Here is an 18,000-nt window from a genome sequence, read left to right as displayed (position 1 = left end):
ATCCGGGGCCGGTGCCGACGCCCACGCGCACCTAAGTACGCGTACTCAACCCGGTCCGGCCCGCGCGCTCAGGTGTCGGCGCGTCGGCGCGAACAGGATTGGCGACATGGCCGAACTGCCGCACCGACACATCGCCCTGGGTACCGCCGAGTCGCCGTTGCCGGCGCTGGCCGCGCGGTGCCGACAGACGACGCTGGCGACCGGCGGTCGCGCGGTCGCCACGCTGACCCGGCTCGCCGGTCGCCACCCCGCCGGATGGCGGTGGCTGGCCCGGCGGCACCACCCGCTCCTGGACCGGCTGGCCGCGGCGAACGCCCAGGCGGTCTGCGAGCGGGCCGCTCGACAGGTACCCGCGTACCGGTCCTTCCTGCGCACCCGCCCGGCCCGCGCCCGCCGCCGACTGGCCGACTTCCCGGAGACCGACAAGCACGGGTACGTGACGGCCTACGACGCCGCCGCACGCTGCTGGCAGGGACGCATGCCGTCCCGGGGAGTGGTGGTCGACGAGTCGGCCGGTTCGTCCGGGCGGCCCTTCAACTGGCCCCGGGGCGACCAGGAGCTGCGCGCGGTGCACCGGGACATCGCCGGCTACACCGGACTGGTCTTCCCGATGCGCCGACCGTTCGTCATCAACGCGTACTCGATGGGGGCCTGGGCCACCGGGACCACGACCGGCGCGGCGATGTCCCGGATCGCGGTCGTGAAGAACACCGGCCCGGACCTCGGGAAGATCGTCGACACGCTGCACGAGTTCGGTCCCGACTACGACTACCTGGTGACCGCCTACCCGCCGTTCCTCAAGCACCTGCGGGACCGGCTCGACGCCGGCGGCTTCGAGTGGGGGAAGTACCGCGTCTTCGCCAGTTGCGGGGGCGAGGGCATGACCGAGGCGCTGCGCGACTACCTGGAGCAGCGGTTCGCCCTGGTCCGCTCCGCGTACGGGGCCTCGGACCTGACCATCGGCATCGGTGCCGAGACCCGGTTCACGGTGTGGCTGCGGCGGCGGTTGCAGACCGACCGTGGGCTGCGGGCCGAGCTGCTCGGTGCCGACGAGCAGCGGCTGCCGATGGTGTTCCAGTACAACCCGTTCTCCACCTACCTGGAGACGAACGACCGTCGGGAGCTGGTGTGCACGGTCACCGGTGACGTGCTCCAGCCCCGACTGCGCTACAACATCGGCGACGAGGCGGTGCTGGTGCCGTACCAGCGGATCGTGGAGCTGGCACACGCCGACCCGGTCCGCCGGGCCGAGTTCCGCACCGCCGTCTCCGTCGAGCGGATGACCCTGCCGGTGCTGCTGCTGTTCGGCCGGCGCGACTCCACCGTCTCCTACCTGGGAGCAAACCTCTATCCCCAGGACGTCGAGTACGGCCTCTACACCGGCAACCCGCACGCCGCCGAGATCAACCGCTTCTGCCTGACGTTGGTCGAGGACGCGTCGCTGGAGACCCGGCCGGTGATCCACATCGAACTGCGCCGCCCCCTGCCCGAATCGCAGCGCGACGCGCTCGTCGCCGCCTGCCGCAGCGGCGTACGCCGGCACCTCACCTCGGTCTCCCGGGACTTCGCGCAGTCGCTGCTGGAGGACCCGACCGCCGGTGACCTGCGGGTGGAGCTGCACGAGCCGGGCAGCGGCCCGTTCACCGGCGAACAGAAGATCAAGAACGTCTACCTGGTGAGGTGATCATGCGTACCCGTGACTTCTCCCGCGCGCCCGCGCAGGCCCGCGCCGGCGCCATGTTCATCGGCGGGACCCGCTACGCCAACCCGCTGGTGCTGCTGCGGCTGGCCCCGGACTGGTTCCGGATGGTCCGTGACATGCGCCGGATGTCCGGCTACTGCTGGCACACCGTCTACTGGCAGTTCCCGCTCACACTCGGCACCATCGCGTTCTTCACCGACCGCGACGCGATGCTGCGCTTCGCGCGTACCCGCCACCACCGGAAGCTGATGGCCTGGCTGACCGACGGCACCCGGAACGCGACCGCCGGATTCATCCGGCTCTACACGGCCTCGCCGGACGGGTACTCCAACGGCACCTGGCGTGCCGAGGGGCCGGAGATGGGCCACATCGACACGTTCACTCCGCTCGGTGCGGAGACGACCGGCCCGGCGGTGATCCGGTGACTTCCGACGCGTACCGCTTCGAGCGGGTCACCTGCCGCCGTGGCCTGCGGGAGTTCCTCGGACTCACCGACCGCCTCTATGCCGACGAGCCGCGTCATGTGCCCACTGGGCGCCAGCAGATCCGGCAGTGGTGGCAGGACGGCACCCCGATGTACGTGCTGCGGGACGCCACCGGCACGGTGGTCGGCCGGACCACCCTGCACACCGACGCGGCCTTCGACGCCAAGATCGGCCGCCGGTGCCAACTCTTCGGGCTGACCGAGTTCACCGCCCCGGCCGCCCGACCGCTGTTCGAGGCGATCTCCGCGCACGCCGACGCCGACCGGGACCTGCTCTTCGGCCCGGTGGCGCTGCTGCCCAACCAGGCCGGTGGCGTGATCACCTCCGGGTTCGCCGAGCGCGGCTTCGTCGACAGCGCCTGGAACCCGGCGCACTACGCGGCGGCGTACGAGGCGTACGGGTTCCAGCGCCGGTTCGAGTCCGACACCTGGATCTGCCCGGTGCCCACCCCGGCCGAAGCGGCGCCACCGGTACGCGTCGACCCGGACGGGGCGCGGATCGAGCTGCACCGGGGTGACGTACGGCGTCTCGACGACCAACTCGACCTGCTCCGCGGCATGTTGAACGACTCCTTCGCCCAGCTCGGGTACTACACCCCGATCTGCGCCTGGCAGCTCCGGCGGCAGACCGACGGGCTGGCGTACCTGCTGGACGAGTCGTTGCTGCTCTATCTGACCCGGGACGGTCAGCCGGTGGCGTTCACGCTGTGCGTACCGGACATCAGCGAGTTCATGGTGGCGGTCCGGGGCGACCTGCACCTGGTCAACCAGATCCGGCTGTTCGGCACCCGCCGCCGCTACCGGCGGGAGGCGGTGCTGATCGTCAAGGGCGTGGTCCCGGAGTACCAGGGGCGCGGCTACCAGCGGTTGCTCTCCACACACCTGCACCACAACCTGCACACCGCCGGCTACACCGCGCTGCGCAGCACCTACGTCGGTCGGGACAATCCGGCGTCGGCGGCCCAGTACCGGCGGCTCGGTGGCCGCCCGTTGCACGGCTACACCTTCTACGCCAAGGAGCGGTAGGTGGACGTCGCCGCGTTCCGCGCCCTCGAACCGCTCTGCTGGCGGGCACCGAGCGCGCACAACACCCAGCCGTGGCGGCTGCGGTACGAGCCCGGGCAGATCCGGGTCGGGTGGAACCCGGCGTACACCCTGCCGGCGGCCGATCCCACCGGCCGTGACCTGCGCCTGTCCCTGGGCGCGTTCGTGGAGACCTGCCTGATCGTCGCCGCCGACGCCGACCTGCCGCTGGAGTACGTCGCCGACCACGACGACCCGTGGGTGGGCCGGTTCCGGCCGGCACCGAGCCGCTACCCGACGCCCTTCCGCACCACCGAGGTCTGGGATCGACGTACCCACCGGGGCGGTTTCGTCGGCGGGCCGGACAGCGACGCGCTCGCGGCGGTGGACGCGGTCGCCCGGCAGGCCGGCGGCAGCGTCCGGACCGTGCCGCACGCCGACCGCCTCGGCGCGCTCCTGCGCGAGGCCGACCGGCAGGTGTACGCGGACCCGGCGGTCGTCGCCGAGCTACGCCGCTGGCTGCGGCTCACCTCCGCGCATCCCGACTACCGCGCCGACGGCCTCACCGACCGCTGCCTCGGGCTGTCCCGCCCGGCCGCGAACGGGCTGCGGGCGGCGCTGGCCGCGTATCCGGCGCTACGGCGGCTGGGGTTGCCGAGGCTGCTCGCCGCCGCCGACGACCCGCTCGCCCGAGGCGGTGACGTGCTGGTCCTGGTCGCGCCCGAGAGGCTGGGCCGGACCGGGCAGGTGGAGTTCGGGCGGGTGCTGCTGCGGTGCTGGTTGACGCTGCACGCGGCCGGGTTGGCGGCGCACCCGCTGAGCCAACTCGTCGACGTCGCGGCCACCCGGACGGCGCTCGGCACGCTGTTGGACGTGGCACCGGACCGGCTGCTGCACGTGACCAGGGTGGGCCGCCCCACCCGACCGGCACCCCGTTCCGCACGCCGCGTCACCGGCAGTGAGCACCCCAGCGCCGCCCCGATGTAAGGAAGGGACCCTTTCAATACACCAGGCGTTAGTAGGGGACCCCTCCTTACACCTCGGGTGCCGGCCGGAGTAACAGCAGGGTTGCGGACGGTCACCTTGGAGGCGGCACGTCGCAACATTGACACACATCGTTGACACGGCATACATTCGTGCCGATCTGGCAAGCGCTTTCATCACCGCCCCCGTCCTGGGCACAGCTGGGCGGCCTTCGCCGCACTGTGGGAGCGCTCCCGTCTCTGCGTCGTCACCGACGGCAGGTCGAGGCATCCAATTCCGAGGAGGACCGGAGCAGCGATGAAAAGACGAATGAGAGCGTTCACACACAATGCGGCGCGGATGACCGCAGGTGCCGTACTCCTGGCGTCGGCCGGCGTCGCCGTGGCGATGCCCGCCGGTGCGGCGGCAGCCGGTTGCACGGTGAACTACACCGTGTCGTCCCAGTGGCAGGGCGGCTTCGGCGCCAACGTCACCATCACCAACAACGGTGATCCGATCACCGAGTGGACGCTGACCTGGTCCTACAACGCCGGGCAGACCGTCGACCAGGCATGGAACGCCACGGTGAGCCAGAGCGGCGCCGCCGTCACCGCCCGGAACGTCAGCTACAACGGCGCCGTCCCCACCAACGGCACGGTCTCGTTCGGCTTCAACGGGTCGTGGACCGGCAGCAACCCCGCCCCCACCATCTTCGCGCTCAACGGCGTGGGCTGCACCGGCGGCACCATCCCCACCCCACCACCGACCACCCCGCCGCCGACGACGCCACCGCCCACCGGCGCGGCGGACATCACTGTCAACAACGCCACCCGCCACCAGACGGTCGACGGGTTCGGGGCGGCGCAGTCGATCTGGGGCAGCGCGTGGTCGACTGCCGAGACGCAGACGTTGGTCGGGATGGGTGCCAACCAGTTGGGGTTGTCCATCGTGCGGACCGGTCTGTCGCCGGTGTCGAGCGAGTGGGCGACGCATGTGAACTCGTTGAAGACGGCCAAGTCGTACGGGTCGGGTGTGAAGATCCTCGCCTCGCCCTGGACGGCACCGGCGGCGTGGAAGACGAACAACAGCCGGATCAACGGCGGCAAGCTGCGGACCGACTACTACGACGACTACGCCAACCACCTGAACAGCTACGTCCAGTACATGCGCGGGCAGGGCGTGACGATCGACGTCACCTCGGTGCAGAACGAGCCGGACTGGCACCCGGACTACGACTCGATGGACTGGAGCGGCACCGAGCTGCGCAACTTCGTACGCGACCACGGCACGCGGGTGCAGAACACCAAGCTGATGGTCGCCGAGGCGGTGAACCTGAACTACACCTACACCGACCCGACGCTCAACGACACCACCGCCCGCAACAACATCGGCTACATCGGCGGGCACCTGTACGGCACCGAGGCGTCCGGGCGACTGCGGTCGTACCCGCTGGCCGACCAGCACAACAAGCCGGTGTGGATGACCGAGTGGAACCTGCACGCGGCCGACGGCAACGGCTCCAACATCTGGGGCAACCCCGGCAACCAGACGGTCTGGAACGAGACGCTCGACGACATCATGCGTACGGTCCACCGGTCGATGGAGGCGAACTGGACCGCCTACGTCTGGTGGTACGGCAAGCGCTACTACTCCTTCATCGGTGACGGCGAGGCCGCCTTCGGCACCACGGCCGGCGCGCCGCTCAAGCGCGGATACGCCTTCTCGCAGTACTCCAAGTACGTCCGCCCCGGCTACCAGCGCGTCGCCCTGGCCAAGAGTTCCAAGGCCTCGCCGTTGGAGGTGACCGCGTACCAGGGTGGCGGGAAGACCACGCTGGTGATCCTCAACCGCTCGACCAGCGCGGTCAACAACGCCGTGATCCAGGTGCCGCAGTCCGTCACCCGGGCGGAGCACTACCTGACCTCGCTGAGCGCCAACGCGGCCAGCCAGCCGACCAGCGTCAACGGCGGGCAGGTCTCGGTCAACGTGGGCGCGCGCAGCATCTCCACCGTCGTCCTGACCCACTGAGCACCTCCCGACGGCAACTGCGTGGCGCGCATGATCGCGCCACGCAGTTGCCGTAGGGCGTCCTCTCCGAAGGTGGTCGCGACGCGGCCCCGGTCCGGCAGGTCGTCGGCACTGTCGGTCCCGGATGTGATGCTGACCGTCGTGATCGTGACGTTCGACAGTGAGTTGTGGACCTGGGCCGCCCGCCGTGACGAGAGTTGGACCTTCGTCAGCCTGCCGGTCGGGGCGTCCGAGGAGATCCGCGAGATCTCCGGCGGGACGCGTCGAGGTTTCGGTGCGGTACGAGTCCGGGCGGCCATCGGCGGTAGCCGGTGGACGACCTCGGTGTTCCCCGACAGCGCGCGCGGTTGCTACGTCCTTCCGGTCAAGCGGGCCGTCCGCACCGCCGAGGCACTCGACGTGGGTGACACCGTCACCGTGACCGTCGAACTGGTCGACCACGGATGACGGCGGTCACCCTCGACCCGTCGGCACCGGTCGACCTGCCGGCACCGCCGGAGTCGGGGCGGATCAGGGTCGCAACCACCACGGGCTGGTGTAGGCCACGCCGAAGTCGTTGCAGGGGTGCCCGACCGGACCCGGTGTGCCGTTGGGCAGGGCCGGGTCGGAGATCCGCAGGACCACCCAGTCACCGTCGGCGGCGCGCAGCGGCACGGTGACCTCGGCGAGTCGGCCGTTGACGGTCTCGACGACGTCGACGACGGTCGGCGTCGAGGTGCCGGGACGCAGCACCTGGACGCGCAGCGGTTTGCCGTCCCAGGCCGCGCCCCGGTCGATGTCCACCAGGAACCGCACGTCGCCGGAGGTCACGTTCACCACGCCACCCATGCGTACGCCGTTGGCCGTGGCGTCGACCCGCAGCCCGGAGACCCGGGTGGCGAAGCAGCGGCGGGCGGCCATCGCCTCGAACACGGCGGCGCGGGTGTTCTCGGTGACCCACAGGCCGCTGCGGCCCTTGCCCTCGTGGAAGCCCCAGGTCGTACCGTGCTCGTCGGTGACCCCGGTCAGGCCCGGACGCCATCCGGCGTTGAGGCAGGCCACCAGCGGCGACGTCCGGCCCGACGACCAGCCCTCGAAGAGGTAGTCGTCGGTGCGGTTGAACATCTCCAGGCCGACGAGTTGGTCGCGGGCCGAGGCGTGGAAGGAGAAGTCGTCGAAGCGGCCCAGTTCCCGGCCCGGGTGGTTGAAGCTGGCCAGACCGCCGGGTCGGCCGGTGAGCCAGCGGTACAGGCTGCCGGTGCTGCCGGCCCGCAGCAGGTCGGCGAAGTCCGAGGTGTTCCAGACGTTGATGTGACCCTGCAACGGGTGGGACCACTCGAAGCCACGGATCGCGGTGAACCGACCGGGGTCGTCGGCCGCGTTGGCCAGTTCCCCGGTGGTCCGCCACTCCGACGAGCTGAGCCCGTCGACGGCGAAGAGCGTGGCGTGGTCGGTCAGCGCGGCGACGTCGAGACCCGCCTCGCGCATCGAGGCGAACGCGGCCTGCGCGCTGCCGTCCCCGTCCGACATGACGGTGTGGTTGTGCAGGTCGGCGTGGACCAACGTGGTCCCCTGGGTGATCGCCGAGGTGCGGGCGGCCCCGGCTGCCGCAACGGGGACGTCGGCCATCATGGTGGTGGCCGCGCGCGCCGGGGTCGGCAACGCGGCCAGCATCAGCATGCCGCCGGCACCACCCAGCAACGCCCGTCGACCGACGGACGCGGTGACGTCGACCTGGCCGTACGGTGCCTCGTCGGTGGACCGGTGGTCGTGGTGACAGTGATGCGGGTGAGGGTGTCCACTCATGACCACACATAAACGTATGGCGATGTGACCACGCCACCGCCTCGGGGCGTCGGTCAGACGAACAGTGCGCTACGAAAGGCCCGCACGGCACATTCTCGGGTCGCATTCGCGTCGAATTCCAGGAGTGGCCCACACGCCTCGCTACGATCCGATCGAACCGCCGTTCCCGGCGACCCGACTCCCCGTCGACATCGTGGAAATTCCACGTCCGACCGGAAAGGACTGCCACTGATGAGAAGTGAGCATCCTTCCCCACTCAACGACGACGGGGCCCGCCGAGAGGACCTTTCACTTCCGACGGGAGAAAGCGCCGAGACCGATCCCGCCGACCTGGACGGCACGCCCGACATCGTCGAGCAGCGCACGCCACCCGGCAGCGAGGAGTTCACCGCGCAGCCCTCCCCGACCGCGCTGCCTTCCCCGACCGCGCTGCCTTCCCCGACCGCGCTGCCTTCCCCGGACGCGCAGCCCTCCCCGACCGCGCTGCCTTCCCCGACCGCGCTGCCTTCCCCGGACGCGCCGCCGGAGACCGACGCCCCGGTGACCCGCACCCGTCGGCAGCGACTCCGTCGCGCGTTGAGGTCGGTCCCGGGGCTGATCGGCATCGTCGCCGGGCTGGTCGGGATCGTCGCCGGCATCGCGGCGCTGGTGCCCAAGGAGCAGCCGTCGGACCCGTTTCAGAAGGCGTTGTTCACCGAGCCGTTCACCTCGACGGCGAGCGATCCGGACGAGGTCCGGCAGAGGTACGCGCTCTGGGTCGACACCGAGGACGGCAACGACGACGTGTGGCGGAGCGAGGTCGACACCGCCCAGGGCCTGTTCCGGCTCTCCAACCAGACCGGCTCCAGCCAGGTGCGCTACATCTGGCTCAACGCCACCAACGCCGGTGACCGGGTGCCGGTCGACATGACCGACAGGCCGGTCTCCGTCGACGTACGAATCGCGAAGCGGAGCCGATCCACGAGCGCGGCCGGATTGATGTACCGCTGGTCCGGACAACCGAAGCGGTATTACGCCTTCCTGCTCTCCGGAGACGGCACCTATTCGTTCGTGGCGCGCAGCGACGCTCTCGGATTCTCCTACCGGCTGACCGAGCGTTCCGAGAAGATCACCGCCGACGGCTGGAACAGCCTCGCCGTCGTCGGCAACGGCGATCAGCTCGATCTCTATATCAACGGCACGAAAGTGAAGACCGTCGACGCCGTGGACTTCCCGGACGGCACCACGGGGGTCATCGCAACCAGTATCGGCGCCTACGAGTTCGACAACTTCCGCATCTACGAATGACGGCGCCGGTGCACGTCACCGGGCTCCTCGTGAGACGTGAGCCGGACGCCCACCCGGGCGAGCCGAGGCTCCGTCGCGGTGACGGCGTGTCGATCTCTGCACGGTCCTGACCAGGAGCGACCCGAGCCGTAACAGCCCTGGAACACCCTTGACATCGAAAGGCGACCCCCGCCACACTACCGATGCTAATTCGATTTAGCACAGACCAGGTCCACAGAGTACCGAAACGGGTCATAACCCCCCACCGGGCAGTAGCCCACGTGGCCCACGAGGAGGCTCTCCACGTCCGACCACCCTGCGCCTCGTCGCGCAGACCTCACCCACCTTCAGCGGCTCCTGCGGCAGTAGCCGGAGCCGAGAGCCAGGGTCCGAACACGACCACGAAATCCGAACAGCACCGCGAGAAGCGGTTGTAGAGGAGTGTGCTCAGTTGAAGACAGAGACCGGAAAGCGCAGGCTCAGGCGTACCGTCTCGTTGCTCGCGACCATGTCACTCGGAGTCGGCCTCGTCGTCTCCGCGCCGGCCGCCGCCTCGGCCAAGCCTGCGGGCAAGGAGGGTGCGACCGTCAAGGCGGACAAGCACTCACCGACCGGATACACGGTCACCTTCGTCTACCGCAATCCGAACGCCACCCAGGTCCGTCTCGCCGGGGACCTGACCCTGCTCGACGTGAACACCGGCAACACGCGGTACCAGCCGGAGGAGTGGCAGCCGGGTCGGTACCACGCCGGTGGCACCGAGTTCCTCCGCGACATGACCAGGGACAAGAAGGGCAACTGGTCGGTCTCGCTGCCGCTGCACGCGGGCGGCATCAGCTACTGGTACCGGGTCTGGGACCCGACCCAGGGCTGGGAGAACAAGCGCATCTGGGACCCCGCCTCGACCAACCCGCGTCCGCCGGGCGAGTCCTCGTTCCGGACCCGGAACAACGACGTCCTCGACGCCGTGTACGTGCCGTACGCGGCGAAGCAGAACGACCCGGTACTCAAGAGCCGTGCCGAGTACGAGCTGCCGGCCAAGCCCAAGGACCGGGGCACCGTCCGGTACGTCCCGTACACCACCATCCTCGGCGACAGCGGCCACTACCTCGGTGTCTACCTGCCGCCCGGCTACGACGCCAAGCGCGCGAAGCCGTACAAGGTGGCGTACCTGGCGCACGGCATCTTCGGTGACGAGACCGACTTCATGGTGCCGGCGAACGTCCCGAACATCCTGGACAACATGACGGCGAAGGGCGAGATCGAGCCCACCGTGGTCGTCACCATGGGCAACCACTTCACGGGCACCAGCCTCGGGTTCGCCTCGTACAACCAGACCAACGCCGCCAACAACCTGGTCCAGACGATCCTGCCGCTCATCGAGGACCGGTACAACGTCGCCACCGACCGGTCCGGCCGTGCGTACGGCGGGTTCTCCTACGGCGGCATGACCGGCGCCCACGTGATCCGGGGCTACCCGACCACGTTCGGGTACTACGGTCACTTCTCCGGCAACCCGTCGCTGAGCGCCCAGGACTACGACAACGTCGCCAACGCGGTCGGCGACGACGACCTCCTCGTGTTCCTCGGCAACGGTGTCTTCGAGGGCAACCTCAACAACCAGAACGCCATCGCCGACAACTTCCGCGCCCGTGGGTACACCGCCCACACCACCCAGGTCCCGGGCGCGCACGACGGCATGACCGCGAGCCAGCTCTTCACGATCTTCGCCCGCGACTACCTCTGGACGGGCGTCGACACGGTCGGTGACGCCCGTGCCAAGGTCAAGGCGAAGGCCGCGCCCGCGTCGGTCCCCGCCGGGCGCACGTTCACGCTCGACGTCGAGGTGCGGGCGCAGACCCAGCACAAGAAGTCCCCGACGCCGACCGGCGAGATCACCGTGACCTTCGCCGGCACCACGCACGTGGTGACCCTGAACAAGGGCAAGGCCGTCGTGAAGCTGCCGACCACCGGGCTGTCCGCCGGGTCGTACGAGGTCCACGTCGCCTACTCCGGTGACCGGACCTATGCGCCCACCGCAGAGGTGCACCAGAAGCTGCGGGTGCGCTGAGGCACTGAACACGGTGGGCCGGTGACCTCCCCCGTCCTCGGCTCACCCGCACCGGCGGGGTCGCGTCATCCCTGACGCGGCCCCGTCGGGGTGTCCGGCAGCCGGACGGTGAACAGGCTGCCCTCGCCCAGGGTGCTCTGCACGTCGATGGTGCCGCCATGTGCCGTGACCAGGTGCTGGGTGATCGCCAGGCCGAGGCCGCTGCCGCCGGTCGCCCGGGTACGCGACCCGTCCGCCCGCCAGAACCGGTCGAAGATCTTCGGCAGGTGCTCGGCCGCGATGCCCACCCCGGTGTCCCGTACGGTGATCGCGGTGCCCTGCGCGGCGACGGTGACCGACCCGCCGGGCGGGGTGTACCGGATCGCGTTCGAGACCAGGTTGCCGACGATCTGCCGCAGCCGGACCGCGTCGGCCGGCAGCACGGGATCGTCCTCGATCTGCATGGTCAGCGCGATTCCGGCCGCCTGTGCCGTACCCCGATGACTGTCCACCACCTGCGTCACCACGTCCGCTACGTAGGTCGGCTCGGGATGGATCCGCAGCGTGCCCGCGTCCGCGGCGGCCAGGTCGGCGAGGTCGTCGATGATGTGCTGGAGCAGCACCGCCTCCTCGTGCAGCAGGCCGAGCAGTTGGGCGTCGGTCGGCGCGAGGTCATCCTGGGCCGCCTCCAGCCAACTGCGGATGTTGGTCAGCGGCGTACGCAGTTCGTGTGCGACGTCGCTGACCATGGCGCGTCGCTGCGCCTCGGCGCGGTCCCGGCGATGGATCGAGTCGTTGAGCGCCCGGGCCAGCCGTCCGATCTCGTCCGGTGCGGAGACCGGGGCCGGTCGCTGCCGGTCGACGGCGTCGGTGAGTGTCCGCAACGGACGGACCAGCCGACGGCCGACCAGCACCGTGACGATGATGGTGGCGACCAGCACCGCGCCGGTCACCGTGACGATGCGGACGGTGTTCTCGCCGGACAGCGTGAACGTGGTCTGGTCGGCGCCGCTGTCCGGGGCGGTGATGAACAGCAGCACGGCCGGGGCCACGTGCGGCTGGAGCATGCTCCGCCGCGACTTCTCCACACACTCGCTGATCCGGGCCGCCTCGTCCGCGTCCACGTCGACCCGGAAGGTCTCCCGGGGGGCGGGACGGGCACTGCGCTCGTCGACGTAGTTGATCAGGTACGCGTTGAAGTCGGGCAGGATCTCCAGCCCCTCGTCCTCGCCCAGGTCGAGGCACTTCCCGGCCAACTGCCCCAGGGACCGCAGCGCCTTCTCCTCGGCGGCGCTGGCCGTCATGGGCTTCGCCTCGCATCGACCTGCCGACCCGCGCGGATCCGGCGTGGTCAGCACGACGGTGAAACGCCCGTCGGGCAGCGGCTCGATCTCCCCGTCCAGGCGACTCCCCCGCAGGCACGCCAACTGTTCCTTGGCCCTCGCGAGCAGCGCGTCGCGGACGTCGTCCGGCACCCGGAACGGGCCGACCGCCCGAGGGTCGATGCGGTCGGTGCCGCCGGTGAGGCCGAGATCCAGGTTCAGCGGATCGACCACGGCAGCCGGGCGGGCGGAGTCCAGCGAGGGACCGTCGAGCGTGTCGGCGACGATCGTCCGGTCGTCGGTCATCAGGGTGATCCGCCGGTCCAGCCCGGCGGCCCGCTGCTCGATGAGCGGCGACACCGCGGACCAGTCCGGGTGGGTGGCCGCGTACCCGATCAGCTCGTTGTAGACCTCGGTGTTCTCGGCGAGTGAGCGACCCTGCTCCTGGCTGATCGCCCGGGTCGCGGTCCGGGTGGCGAGCCATGCGGTGGACGTGATCGCGGCGATCGCGATCAGCACCGAGGTGACCAGCAGCCGGGTCACCAGGCTGTGCCGGATCGGCACCCGCCGGGCGCTCACCGGGATGTCGCCGGACCGCCGGCCAGCTTGTAGCCGACCCCGAAGACGGTGACCAACCAGGCCGGACGCTGCGGATCACGTTCTATCTTGCGGCGCAGGTTCATCACGTGGACGTCGATGGTCCGCTCGGTCGAACTGCGGTCGAGACCACGGGTGTGGTGCAGCAGTTGACCTCGGGTGAAGACCCGGTTCGGCTGCTTCACCATCGCCGCCAGAATGGCGAACTCGCCCCGGGTACAGGCGACCGGAACACCGTCCACGGACACCTGGTGCGCGGTCGGGTCGACCTCGATCGGTCCGACCCGCAGCAGCCCGGCCCCGGCGGGCGGCGCCGCACCCGGTCTGGCCCGCCGCAGCAGGGTACGGACCCGGGCCATCAGCTCCCGTGGGCTGTACGGCTTGGTCAGGTAGTCGTCCGCGCCGAGATCCAGTCCGGTCAGCATGTCGTCCTCGGCGGACCGGGCGGTCAGCATCAGCACCAGCACGTCGGACTCCCCGCGCAGGGTCTTGCACACCTGGAGACCGTCCAGCTCCGGCATCATCACGTCCAGCACCAGCAGGTCGGGGCGGAGCCGACGGGCGGTGTCCAACGCCGCCCGGCCGTCGTGCACCACCACGGCGTCATGGCCCTCGGCGGTCAGGTATCGGCGTACCACCTCGGCCTGTCGAGGATCGTCGTCGGCGACCAGAACCTGTGCACACATGGCGGCGATGATAGGTCTGGATCCCCGCCGGCAGGGCTTCGGCGGCGATACCTGACAGGTTTCTAACGACCGCTGGACACCCTCGTCGGCATGGATCCGAAGCATGACGCCCCGACCGAGTTCATACCGCGTGTGCCCGATCCGGCGGTACGGCGACGCGGTCTGCGGTGGCTCGCCGTGGTGCTCGTGGTGGCGGTGCTGACGGTGGGTTCCGGGATCGCGGTGAGCCGGCATCGGGCCGACGCTCAGCCGGTGTCGGCGAACACGGACGTCGTCGCGACCACGCCGATCGTGCGCCGCGACCTGTCGACCACCCGGACGCTGCCCGGCAGCATCGGGTACGGCCCGACGCGTCCGATGGCCGGGCACCTGGCGGCGACGGTGACCTGGTTGCCGCGCGCCGGCACCACCGTCAAGCGGGGTGGACAACTGTTCCGGGCCGACGACCGGCCGGTGGTGCTCTTCTACGGCAGCCTGCCGATGTACCGGGACGTCGCCGGACCGAACCTGGTCGGCCGGGACGTCCGGGTGGTCGCGGACAACCTGCGCGCGCTCGGCTACTCGGTCGGCCGGCAGCCGTCCCCCGGCGAGTGGGTGACGCCCCGGTCGCCGGCCCGGAGCGTCGCCGACGACGAGTCCGTCGAGACCGGCACCGCAGGGGCCGGTGCCGCAGGGGCCGGTGCGGCAGGGGCCGGCGACGCAGGGGTCGGTGCCGCGCCGCATCGGGTACGCAGCGGCGAGGGCGTCCTCACGCCGGCCCTGGTAGCGGCGATCAAACGCTGGCAGACCGACCTCGGTGTGCCGGCCACCGGCACAATCCCGGTGGGACACGTCGAGGTGGCGAGCGGAGCGGTCCGGGTGGACTCGGTGACCGCACAGCCCGGTGACCAGGCGGAGACGCCACTGATGGCGGTGACCTCGGTCCGCAAGGTGATCACGGTCGGTGCCGAACTCACCGACGCCGCCACCATCAAGCGCGGGGACCGGATCCAGGTCGGCCTGCCCGACGACCGCAAGGTCCCCGCCCGGGTCGTCTCCGTCGGCCGTGATCTCGTCGCCAGCGACAGCGGCATCGCGAGCGGCCCGCCCCTGCTGACCGTGACGGTGGCCGTCGACAAGCCGCAGGCCATCGCCGACCTCGACTCCGGAGAGGTGCAGGTGCACTTCACCGGGCGTACCGCCGACGATGTCCTGGTCGCGCCGGTCGAGGCGCTGGTGGCGTTGCGTGAGGGCGGCTACGCGGTGCAGGGACCCGGCGGGCTGGTCGCGGTACGCACCGGTCTGTTCGCCGACGGCTGGGTGGAGATCACCGGCGACGGGCTGACCGAGGGCACCGAGGTGGTGGTGCCCTCGTGACCGGGCCTGTGCTCTCGGTGCGCCACGCGTCCATGGTCTATCCCGGCGGGGTGACCGCGTTGGCCGACGTGAGCCTGGACGTCGCCGCCGGGGAACTGGTGGCGGTCGTCGGCCCGTCCGGATCGGGCAAGTCGACCCTGCTCAACATCATCGGCACGTTGGACCGGCCCACCTCGGGCACCGTCCACATCGCCGGTCAGGACGTCGCGACACTCGGAGACCGGCGGCTGTCGGCACTGCGGGCCCGGGAGATCGGCTTCGTCTTCCAACAGTTCCACCTCGCCGACGGGCTCAGCGCCGTCGACAACGTCGCCACCGGCCTGCTCTACGCCGGGGTCCCACGACGGCAGCGGCGGGAGCACGCCCTGCGCGCCCTGGCCCGGGTCGGCCTGGCGCACCGCACCGGCCACCGCCCGGGGCAGTTGTCCGGGGGCGAGAAGCAACGCGTCGCGATCGCCCGCGCGCTGGCCAACCGGCCGTCGCTGGTGCTGGCCGACGAACCCACCGGCGCGCTCGACACCGCCACCGGGCAGTCCGTACTGCGGCTGCTGCGCCGACTCCACGAGGAAGGCACCACCATCGTGCTGATCACCCACGACCGGGGCATCGCCGCGTCTCTGCCCCGGCAGATCGAGATCCGCGACGGACGGCTGATCCGCGACGACACGCAGTCGTCGCCCGTCCCGGCCCGCGCGGTGCTGTCGGTCAGCCCGGCGCGTGCCGTGGAGTCGGGCGGCCCGGCGCGTGCCGTGCATTCGGGCGCCCCGGTCGGCGATGTGGTGTCGGACCGGTGACCGGGCCGATCGACCGGGCGCCACGGCCGGCCCGGCTGGCCTTGCCGGATCTGCTCGCGCTCGGGATGACCGGCCTACGGGCCCGTCCGCTGCGGGCGGTGCTGTCGGCGCTGGGTATCGCCATCGGCATCGCCACGATGATCGTGGTCACCGGTATCCCGGCCGCCGGCCAGGCCGCGCTGCTGGCCGAGTTGACCGCGCTCGGCACGAACTCCCTCCAGGCGATGGCGGCACCGGACCGCGATCCACCGGTCAAGCTGCCGGAATCAGCCGTGGGGATGGTGCAGCGCATCGGCCCGGTCACGGCAGCCAGCGCGGTCGGCAACACCCGCACCGTGGTACGCCGCAACGATCTCCTCGATCCCACCGACGGCTCCGGCCTCACCGTACTGGCCAGCCGCCTGGACCTGTTGCCCACGATCAACGCGCGGATCCGCGCCGGTAGCTGGCTGAACCCGGCCACGGCGGACTTCCCCACCGTCGTACTCGGCTCGGTGGCCGCCACCCGGCTCGGCATCGCCGACCTGCCCGCCGGAGAGCCTGCGCCCCAGGTGACGATCGCGGACCGCCGATTCACCGTGATCGGCATCCTGGCCGAGACCCCGCTGTCCCCGGACATCGACCGGTCGGTGCTGGTCGGCTGGTCGGCGGCGCGCAGCGAGCTGCGGTTCGACGGCCACCCGACGGTGATCTACATACGCTGCGAGGAGTCGCAACTGGAGGCGGTACGCGGTGTGCTGGCGGAGACGATCTCGCCGGAGCGCCCCGGCACGGTGGTGGTGAGCCGTCCCTCCGACGCGTTGGCCGCGAAGCGGGCCACCGAGGGCAACTTCTCCGTGCTCTTCCTGGCGCTGGCTGCGGTCTCCCTCCTGGTCGGAGGCATCGGGGTGGCCAACACAATGGTCGTCTCGGTCCTGGAGCGCCGCGCCGAGATCGGCCTGCGACGGGCGCTCGGGGCCACTCGTGGACAGATCCGCAGCCAGTTCCTGACCGAGTCGACCGTGCTGGCGGCACTCGGCGGTCTGGTGGGTACGACGGTGGGGCTGCTCGCCACCGTCGGGTACTCCGCCTGGCAGGGCTGGCCGTTGGTGCTGCCCGGCCAGGCGGCGGTCCTGGGAGTCGGCGGTGCCGTGGCGATCGGCGTGCTCGCCGGTGTCTACCCCTGCGTACGTGCGGCCCGGCTGCCCCCGACACAGGCCCTCGCCGCCGCCTGATCCCAGGGCGCGGCGGCCGGTGCTCGTGTGTAAGGAGGGGTCCCTTCCTAACGCCTCGTGTATAGGAAGGGACCCCTGCTTACATCTCGGCGGGCGCCGTCAGTTCTGCGCCGCGGCCACCGTGCGCTCGCACTCGGGTGCGAATTCCAGGCCCATGCTGATCGAGCGGGAGTGGTTCTGGTCGCCGCCGAAGGCGAGCGAGACGCCGTCCTCGGAGACCTCCACGTACTTGACGCCCTTGTCCTTGAGGCACTTCACGACGGCGACCGCGAAGTCCCGCGCCTCCGGGTTGGCCGGGTCCTTCTCCCACGGCGGCAGCGGGTAGTACTTCGGCTCACAGATACGGTTCGCCGCCTCGTACGCCTCCGCCTCCTTGGCGTTGGTCTCTCCTGACGGCCGGCCGGGGTGCCCGGCCGTCAGCTTGTCCGGGACGCCCTGCTGCTTCAGGCACTTGCGGTACGGCCCGAGCAACGCCTCGTACTCCTCCGACGTGGTGTCGAGCCGCTCGCGCGGACGTTCCTCCTTCGGCTGCGCCGAACCGGTCCGTTCCGGCTCGGGGGTGGCCAACGAGGCCACCTGTCCGGCGCCGTCGTCCGCCTTCTTCTCCTCTGCCGTCGCCCCGCAGGCCGACAGCGCGATCAGCATGACGGCACCCATCAACAGCGTCCGGTTCCTGCGCATGACAACGCCCTTCGTCCGATCGGTCCGGGAGGGTCCCGGGCCGCTGCGG

At 70.7% G+C, this 18,000-nt stretch carries 15 protein-coding genes; 11 read left to right on the top strand and 4 right to left on the bottom strand.

The annotated features are described in order from the left end of the window. Window positions 1-106: 106 nt before the first annotated feature. The 6 genes from ACIBO1_RS20935 to ACIBO1_RS20910 all read left to right on the top strand — a co-directional run bounded on the left by ACIBO1_RS20935 (window position 107) and on the right by ACIBO1_RS20910 (window position 6,647). Window positions 107-1,684, top strand: coding sequence for a phenylacetate--CoA ligase family protein (locus tag ACIBO1_RS20935; RefSeq protein WP_396748954.1), 1,578 nt, complete (start codon window positions 107-109; stop codon window positions 1,682-1,684). A 2-nt stretch (window positions 1,685-1,686) separates the two neighbouring features. Then, a complete protein-coding gene (locus ACIBO1_RS20930; RefSeq protein WP_350699051.1) occupies window positions 1,687-2,127 on the top strand; it encodes a DUF4188 domain-containing protein in 441 nt (146 codons plus the stop codon). Beyond that, window positions 2,124-3,212 carry a hypothetical protein gene (locus ACIBO1_RS20925; RefSeq protein WP_396748951.1) on the top strand — a complete coding sequence of 363 codons (1,089 nt, stop codon included), beginning with the start codon at window positions 2,124-2,126 and terminating at the stop codon, window positions 3,210-3,212. Before ACIBO1_RS20930 ends, ACIBO1_RS20925 begins: the two co-directional genes overlap by 4 nt. After that, window positions 3,213-4,196, top strand: coding sequence for a nitroreductase (locus tag ACIBO1_RS20920; protein WP_396748949.1), 984 nt, complete (start codon window positions 3,213-3,215; stop codon window positions 4,194-4,196). 336 nt (window positions 4,197-4,532) lie between these two features. After that, the gene (locus tag ACIBO1_RS20915; protein WP_396748947.1) at window positions 4,533-6,200 is read left to right on the top strand and encodes a cellulose binding domain-containing protein; all 1,668 of its coding nucleotides are present in this window, start codon (window positions 4,533-4,535) and stop codon (window positions 6,198-6,200) included. Between the two features lie 141 nt (window positions 6,201-6,341). Then, the gene (locus tag ACIBO1_RS20910) at window positions 6,342-6,647 is read left to right on the top strand and encodes a DUF1905 domain-containing protein (RefSeq protein WP_396748945.1); all 306 of its coding nucleotides are present in this window, start codon (window positions 6,342-6,344) and stop codon (window positions 6,645-6,647) included. Window positions 6,648-6,710: 63 nt separating this feature from the next. Here ACIBO1_RS20910 and ACIBO1_RS20905 read toward each other — a convergent pair whose 3' ends face one another. Next, window positions 6,711-7,985 carry a CehA/McbA family metallohydrolase gene (locus ACIBO1_RS20905; RefSeq protein ID WP_396748943.1) on the bottom strand — a complete coding sequence of 425 codons (1,275 nt, stop codon included), beginning with the start codon at window positions 7,983-7,985 and terminating at the stop codon, window positions 6,711-6,713. A 231-nt stretch (window positions 7,986-8,216) separates the two neighbouring features. Between ACIBO1_RS20905 and ACIBO1_RS20900 the strand changes: the two genes are divergently transcribed. Together ACIBO1_RS20900 and ACIBO1_RS20895 are read left to right on the top strand one after the other, a co-directional pair. Continuing rightward, window positions 8,217-9,272, top strand: a complete 1,056-nt coding sequence (locus tag ACIBO1_RS20900) for a LamG-like jellyroll fold domain-containing protein (RefSeq protein WP_396748941.1) — start codon at window positions 8,217-8,219, stop codon at window positions 9,270-9,272. Window positions 9,273-9,702: 430 nt separating this feature from the next. After that, window positions 9,703-11,322, top strand: coding sequence for an Ig-like domain repeat protein (locus tag ACIBO1_RS20895; protein WP_396748939.1), 1,620 nt, complete (start codon window positions 9,703-9,705; stop codon window positions 11,320-11,322). A 65-nt stretch (window positions 11,323-11,387) separates the two neighbouring features. On the opposite strand, the gene ACIBO1_RS20890 is transcribed toward ACIBO1_RS20895, so the two are convergent. Together ACIBO1_RS20890 and ACIBO1_RS20885 are read right to left on the bottom strand one after the other, a co-directional pair. Then, window positions 11,388-13,202 (bottom strand): sensor histidine kinase, encoded by a 1,815-nt coding sequence (locus ACIBO1_RS20890; RefSeq protein WP_396748936.1) that lies wholly within the window; start codon window positions 13,200-13,202, stop codon window positions 11,388-11,390. Further along, a complete protein-coding gene (locus ACIBO1_RS20885; protein WP_396748934.1) occupies window positions 13,199-13,906 on the bottom strand; it encodes a response regulator in 708 nt (235 codons plus the stop codon). Before ACIBO1_RS20885 ends, ACIBO1_RS20890 begins: the two co-directional genes overlap by 4 nt. A 90-nt stretch (window positions 13,907-13,996) precedes the next feature. Between ACIBO1_RS20885 and ACIBO1_RS20880 the strand changes: the two genes are divergently transcribed. The 3 genes from ACIBO1_RS20880 to ACIBO1_RS20870 all read left to right on the top strand — a co-directional run bounded on the left by ACIBO1_RS20880 (window position 13,997) and on the right by ACIBO1_RS20870 (window position 17,270). After that, entirely contained in the window at window positions 13,997-15,262 is a 1,266-nt protein-coding gene (locus tag ACIBO1_RS20880) for an efflux RND transporter periplasmic adaptor subunit (RefSeq protein WP_396748932.1), read from the top strand. A gap of 32 nt (window positions 15,263-15,294) precedes the next feature. Next, window positions 15,295-16,056 (top strand): ABC transporter ATP-binding protein, encoded by a 762-nt coding sequence (locus tag ACIBO1_RS20875; protein ID WP_396749131.1) that lies wholly within the window; start codon window positions 15,295-15,297, stop codon window positions 16,054-16,056. Window positions 16,057-16,121: 65 nt separating this feature from the next. Continuing rightward, window positions 16,122-17,270, top strand: coding sequence for an ABC transporter permease (locus ACIBO1_RS20870; RefSeq protein WP_396749129.1), 1,149 nt, complete (start codon window positions 16,122-16,124; stop codon window positions 17,268-17,270). Between the two features lie 99 nt (window positions 17,271-17,369). Here the strand turns inward: ACIBO1_RS20870 and ACIBO1_RS20865 are convergent, their stop codons facing one another. Continuing rightward, window positions 17,370-17,951 (bottom strand): hypothetical protein, encoded by a 582-nt coding sequence (locus ACIBO1_RS20865; protein WP_396748930.1) that lies wholly within the window; start codon window positions 17,949-17,951, stop codon window positions 17,370-17,372. Window positions 17,952-18,000 lie beyond the last annotated feature (49 nt).

Source organism: Micromonospora sp. NPDC049903, from assembly GCF_044460945.1.
Lineage (GTDB): Bacteria > Actinomycetota > Actinomycetes > Mycobacteriales > Micromonosporaceae > Micromonospora.
The sequence above is the reverse complement of the archived record's forward strand: the minus strand, read 5'-3'. Positions and strand labels throughout refer to the sequence as shown.

Excerpts from the sequence above, each read along its gene's own strand:
- ACIBO1_RS20935 (WP_396748954.1), top strand. The coding sequence starts at position 107 with ATGGCCGAACTGCCGCACCGACACATCGCCCTGGGTACCGCCGAGTCG.
- ACIBO1_RS20930 (WP_350699051.1), top strand. The coding sequence starts at position 1,687 with ATGCGTACCCGTGACTTCTCCCGCGCGCCCGCGCAGGCCCGCGCCGGC.
- ACIBO1_RS20915 (WP_396748947.1), top strand. The coding sequence starts at position 4,533 with ATGACCGCAGGTGCCGTACTCCTGGCGTCGGCCGGCGTCGCCGTGGCG.
- ACIBO1_RS20905 (WP_396748943.1), bottom strand. The coding sequence starts at position 7,985 with ATGAGTGGACACCCTCACCCGCATCACTGTCACCACGACCACCGGTCC.
- ACIBO1_RS20900 (WP_396748941.1), top strand. The coding sequence starts at position 8,217 with ATGAGAAGTGAGCATCCTTCCCCACTCAACGACGACGGGGCCCGCCGA.
- ACIBO1_RS20885 (WP_396748934.1), bottom strand. The coding sequence starts at position 13,906 with ATGTGTGCACAGGTTCTGGTCGCCGACGACGATCCTCGACAGGCCGAG.
- ACIBO1_RS20880 (WP_396748932.1), top strand. The coding sequence starts at position 13,997 with ATGGATCCGAAGCATGACGCCCCGACCGAGTTCATACCGCGTGTGCCC.
- ACIBO1_RS20875 (WP_396749131.1), top strand. The coding sequence starts at position 15,295 with ATGGTCTATCCCGGCGGGGTGACCGCGTTGGCCGACGTGAGCCTGGAC.
- ACIBO1_RS20870 (WP_396749129.1), top strand. The coding sequence starts at position 16,122 with ATGACCGGCCTACGGGCCCGTCCGCTGCGGGCGGTGCTGTCGGCGCTG.
- ACIBO1_RS20865 (WP_396748930.1), bottom strand. The coding sequence starts at position 17,951 with ATGCGCAGGAACCGGACGCTGTTGATGGGTGCCGTCATGCTGATCGCG.